Source organism: Dysgonomonas sp. Marseille-P4677 (assembly GCF_016652235.1).
In the GTDB taxonomy this organism is placed as follows: Bacteria; Bacteroidota; Bacteroidia; order Bacteroidales; family Dysgonomonadaceae; genus Dysgonomonas.
In genome coordinates this window covers 1-4,877 of the sequence record NZ_JAEPKU010000198.1, presented here as the reverse complement: position 1 = coordinate 4,877, position 4,877 = coordinate 1, and the positions used below count along the sequence as shown (strand labels likewise).

The following is a 4,877-nucleotide window of genomic DNA, read 5'->3' as shown; positions in this document are numbered from 1 at the left end:
GCTTTAAAGTGTGTGTATGTCTTAGTTAAGCCTCATTTCTTAGAAAGAGGATTTAGGATATATGCGTATTTTATTTATTTTGAATGAAATAGAAATAATATAAGTAAATAACAAAAAGTAAAATCTAAAATGCAAAACAAAGGATTTGTAATTACATTTTCCATTCTGCTGACATTGGTTTGTCTATTTTACTTGTCTTTTACATTCGTAACCAGAAGTTATGATAAAAAGGCGGAAGAATATGCGACAAGCTTTGCTTTAGCTAATGCAAAAGGTGATCAATTGCTACAAGATGAGTTGTATAACAAACAATACACTCACTACCTTGATTCTATGTCTACAGAAAAAGTTTGGATGACTTTTTCTTGGCTAGGTGCAAAAGATTTGGGATATACCCTTAAAGATTGCCGTGAAAAAGAAATAGGATTAGGACTAGACCTTAAAGGAGGTATGAGTGTAATCGTAGAAGTAGACGCTAGTGCCGTATTACGTTCGTTAGGTGACCCTGACAATGAAGCGTTTAATGCCGCATTGAAAGAAGCTTCTGACGAGAACCGTAAAGGTAGCAACCGCGACTATATTACTATATTCGTAGAAAAGTTCAGAAATGCAAACGGTAACGATAAGTTAGCCGGTGTATTTAGTACTAAAATGAGAGATCAGTTTGGAGCTACGGATAAAGATGATAAGGTGGTTGCAGCTTTAAGGGCTGAATTGCAAAGTGTGGCAGATAACTCGTTCAATGTACTCCGTACACGTATCGACCGTTTTGGGGTTGTTGCTCCAAATATCCAAAAGCTGGATAATCGTGCCGAGCGTATAATGATTGAATTACCGGGTATTAAAGAGCCTGAACGTGTGAGGAAATTACTACAAGGTAGCGCAAATCTGGAATTTTGGAAAACATATAATATTGGGGAAATACAAGGTTATTTGAATGTCCTTAACGAACGTTCGAGAGAAGCTTTGTTATCTCAGACTACAGTAGACTCTACAAGTGTTGCTTCTGATTCATTACAATCTACAGATGTGAAAAGTCTAGGCTTTACAAAACCTTTTATGGAAAACTTTATCCATGGAGGTATGGGAGCTGTTGTAGGTGTTGTTAATAAAAATGATACAGCAGCTGTAAACGCTATTCTATATAAATATAGAGATACTTACCCTACTGATTTGAATTTTGCTTGGGGCTTTAAGGCTGAAGACGTAAGAGAAACCCAAATTACATTATATGCTCTTCGCGGAGATGGAATTAAAAAAGGTCCGGCTCTTGATGGTGAAGTTGTAATTTCAGCTAAGGCTGATCAATCTCAACGTAGCGCAGCATGGGAAGTTGATATGCAAATGAACTCTTTGGGAACTCAGCGTTGGGCTGCGATTACCGGTGCAGAGAAAGGACGTAGTATTGCTATCGTTCTTGATGGTTCTGTATATTCGGCACCAAATGTAAATGACCGTATCGAAGGCGGACGTTCTCAGATTACAGGTAACTTTACTCCTGAAGATGCGAAAGACTTAGAGAACGTATTGAAGTCGGGTAAAATGAAAGCCGGTGTACATATTGTACAGGAAGACATAGTAGGTCCGTCTTTGGGACAAGAAGCCATTCAGGCAGGTATTATTTCTTTCTTGTTGGCGTTAGTTTTACTGATGACATATATTTGTCTGGTATATGGTTTTATTCCGGGACTGATAGCCAATGTTGCTGTACTTGTCAATCTCTTCTTTACAGTGGGGATTCTCGCGGCCTTCGGAGCGGTAATGACACTGCCGGGTATAACGGGGCTTGTATTGGCATTGGCACTCGCTGTAGATGCTAACGTACTCGTTTACGAGCGTACAAAAGAAGAGCTTCGTGCAGGTAAGAATGTTAAGGTGGCTATTGTAGATGGTTATAAGCATGCTTTCTCGGCTATCTTTGACGGTCACGCATCTCAGGTTATTACAGCTATTATTCTTGCATATTTTGGTACAGGACCTATTCAAGGTTTTGCTACAACATTGATTATAGGTATTATAGCTTCATTCATAACAAACGTCTTCCTTACTCGTATATTCTATGAATATATGCTTGATAAAGGACATCTAAGAACTCTTACATTTACAACAGCTATCTCAAGAAAGTTATTTGTTGATACAAAAATCAACTTCTTGGGTATGACTAAGAAAATCGTAATTTTCTCTACTGTTCTTATATTAGCGGGAGTAGCATCTTTATTCATTAATGGATTAAATGGTGGTATTGACTTTACAGGTGGACGTAACTATTTAGTACGCTTCGATAAGAATGTAAATGCAGATGCTGTTGAAAAGGCTTTAATGCCGGAATTCCAAGGCTCTACAGTATTGGTATTAACCAGTGGTTCTGCAAGCCAATCTTCGACTACAAGCCAGGTTCGTATTACAACTAACTATAAGATTGAGGAAGCAACAGATGAAGTAGAAGCTGAGATCAGAACCAAAATGACAAAAGCTCTTGCCGCTGAAGGCTTTATTGAAAACGGAAAAACAATAGATAATTATGTGCAAAGTTCTCAGCGTGTAGGTCCGAGTGTTGCCGATGACTTGAAGACAGCTGCAACAATCGCTGTATTGATAGCTGTAGTTTGTATGGCTTTATACATCTTACTTCGTTTCCGAGATATTGCATTCTCTGTAGGTACATTTATAGCTGTAGCTCACGATGCTGTTATGGTTATTATTCTCTATTCGTTACTGTATAAGATAATGCCGTTCTCTATGGAGATTGACCAATCGTTCATTGCTGCGGTACTTACAGTAGTAGGATACTCTATTAATGATAAGGTTGTAATCTTCGACCGTATACGTGAGATCAGAAATATGTATCCAAAACGTAATATTACAGATACTATTAACGAAGCGTTGAACTCTACATTAGGGCGTACAATCAATACATCATTGAGTACATTGATTGTTATTCTTTGTATCTTCATCTTGGGTGGTGATACTATTCGTAGCTTCACATTCGCTATCTTTATTGGTATTATTATAGGTACATATTCATCAGTATTTGTAGCTACGCCTATTGCATGGACTATCTTTAAGAAAGAACACGCTAAAAAAGCTGTTGAAGCAAAATGAGTTAAATAAAACTTAAACTCTAAATATTGGAGCGGCTGGTCATGATTATGATCAGCCGCTCTTCTTTTATGATGAAGATATGATGTATAAAAAAGGGTTGCTAATTCAATAGCAACCCTTCTCTTATTTATCTTTATAATAATCGAATATTAGAATGGTACAAAGTCATTTCCGCTCCCCTGCATAGGCTGGAAATCAGTTGCTGGAGGTGTCCCTGAAGAAGTACCTGCATTGATTTTTGAACTAAAGTTTTGGCCTGCTCCAAAATTATAATCATCATCTACATTTTGGAAACGAGCAAATTCACTTTTAAATCTCAATAGCACATCTCCTGTAGCACCATTACGATGCTTTGCGATAATGATTTCAGCTAAGCCAATAAGAGAGTTACCCTTGTCATCTTCAAGTATTTTGTAGTACTCGGGGCGGTGGATAAAACAAACCATATCGGCATCCTGCTCAATAGCACCCGATTCACGGAGGTCAGATAGCTGTGGGCGCTTACCTTCTGCGCCTGCACGTCCTTCCACACCACGGTTAAGCTGCGATAGGGCTATAATAGGGATATTTAATTCTTTAGCCAGACCTTTTAATGATCTGGAAATCATACTTACCTCTTGTTCACGGCTACCATATTGCATTCCACTCGCATTCATCAACTGTAGGTAGTCAATGATAATCATTTTTACTCCATGCTCACGAACCAAGCGGCGAGCTTTGGTTCTTAACTCGAAAACGGATAAACTAGGTGTATCATCGATATATAAAGGAGCATCATATAGTTCTTTAATTTTGAAGTCTAGTTGTTCCCATTCATACGGTAATAATTGACCATTTTTAATTTTCTCACCCGGTATTTCACAGGTGTTTACAATCAGACGGTTAACCAACTGTACATTCGACATCTCGAGAGAGAATAACGCTATCGGATAATTGAATGCCACCGACATATTTTTAGCCATCGAGAGAACGAAAGCTGTTTTTCCCATCGCAGGACGAGCTGCTATAATTACAAGGTCGGAATTTTGCCAACCAGAAGTGATTTTATCAAGCGCATCAAATCCTGTTTGCAAACCACTGAGTCCTTCAGGGCGGTTTGCGGCTATTTCAAGGAGGTTTAATGCCTCCTTGATTACTGGGTTGATTTGTGTTACATCTTTTTTTACATTGCCCTGGGATATCTCGAAAAGCTTGCTTTCGGCCTCCTGCATCAGATCATCCACATCTGATGTTTCGTCGAAGGCTTTATTAGTAATTGTTGAAGAAAACGCAATTAATTCTCTGGCTAGATATTTTTGTGCAATAATACGTGCATGAAATTCTATATGAGCGGCAGAAGCTACCTTTTCGGTCAACTGTGCAATATATAACGGCCCGCCCACAGTCTCAAGTTCGCCTTCTTTTTTTAGTTGTTCCACAACTGTTAGCATATCGATAGGGGCCTGTGTAACAGCTAGGTTTACTATTGCTCTATATATGATCTGATGTATATTGTCGTAGAAACTATCAGGTTTCAATATATCACTAACGAGCGAATATGCATCTTTTTCGAGCATAAGCGCTCCAAGAATAGCCTCTTCTAGTTCTCTGGCCTGAGGTTGTATCTTACCTATATCAGGCAACAGATTATTTTCTTTTGGTTTCCTTTTTCCTTGATATTTGTTGTTTCCCTCGGCCATATTCTTTCTTATTCCTAAATTTTTATTCAAAGATAAAAGAAATAATGTTTATTGACTAGTTAAGTTATGAACAGATATTGTTAATAACTTTAGATA

General features: G+C 38.1%; 2 protein-coding genes. One reads left to right on the top strand and one right to left on the bottom strand.

All coding sequences use genetic code 11. The annotated features are described in order from the left end of the window. The first annotated feature begins 129 nt into the window (after positions 1 to 129). Positions 130 to 3,102, top strand: coding sequence for a protein translocase subunit SecDF (gene secDF / locus JGH11_RS18950; RefSeq protein ID WP_201114402.1), 2,973 nt, complete (start codon positions 130 to 132; stop codon positions 3,100 to 3,102). 149 nt (positions 3,103 to 3,251) lie between these two features. Here the strand turns inward: secDF and dnaB are convergent, their stop codons facing one another. Beyond that, positions 3,252 to 4,781, bottom strand: a complete 1,530-nt coding sequence (dnaB, locus tag JGH11_RS18945; protein ID WP_201114403.1) for a replicative DNA helicase — start codon at positions 4,779 to 4,781, stop codon at positions 3,252 to 3,254. Positions 4,782 to 4,877 lie beyond the last annotated feature (96 nt).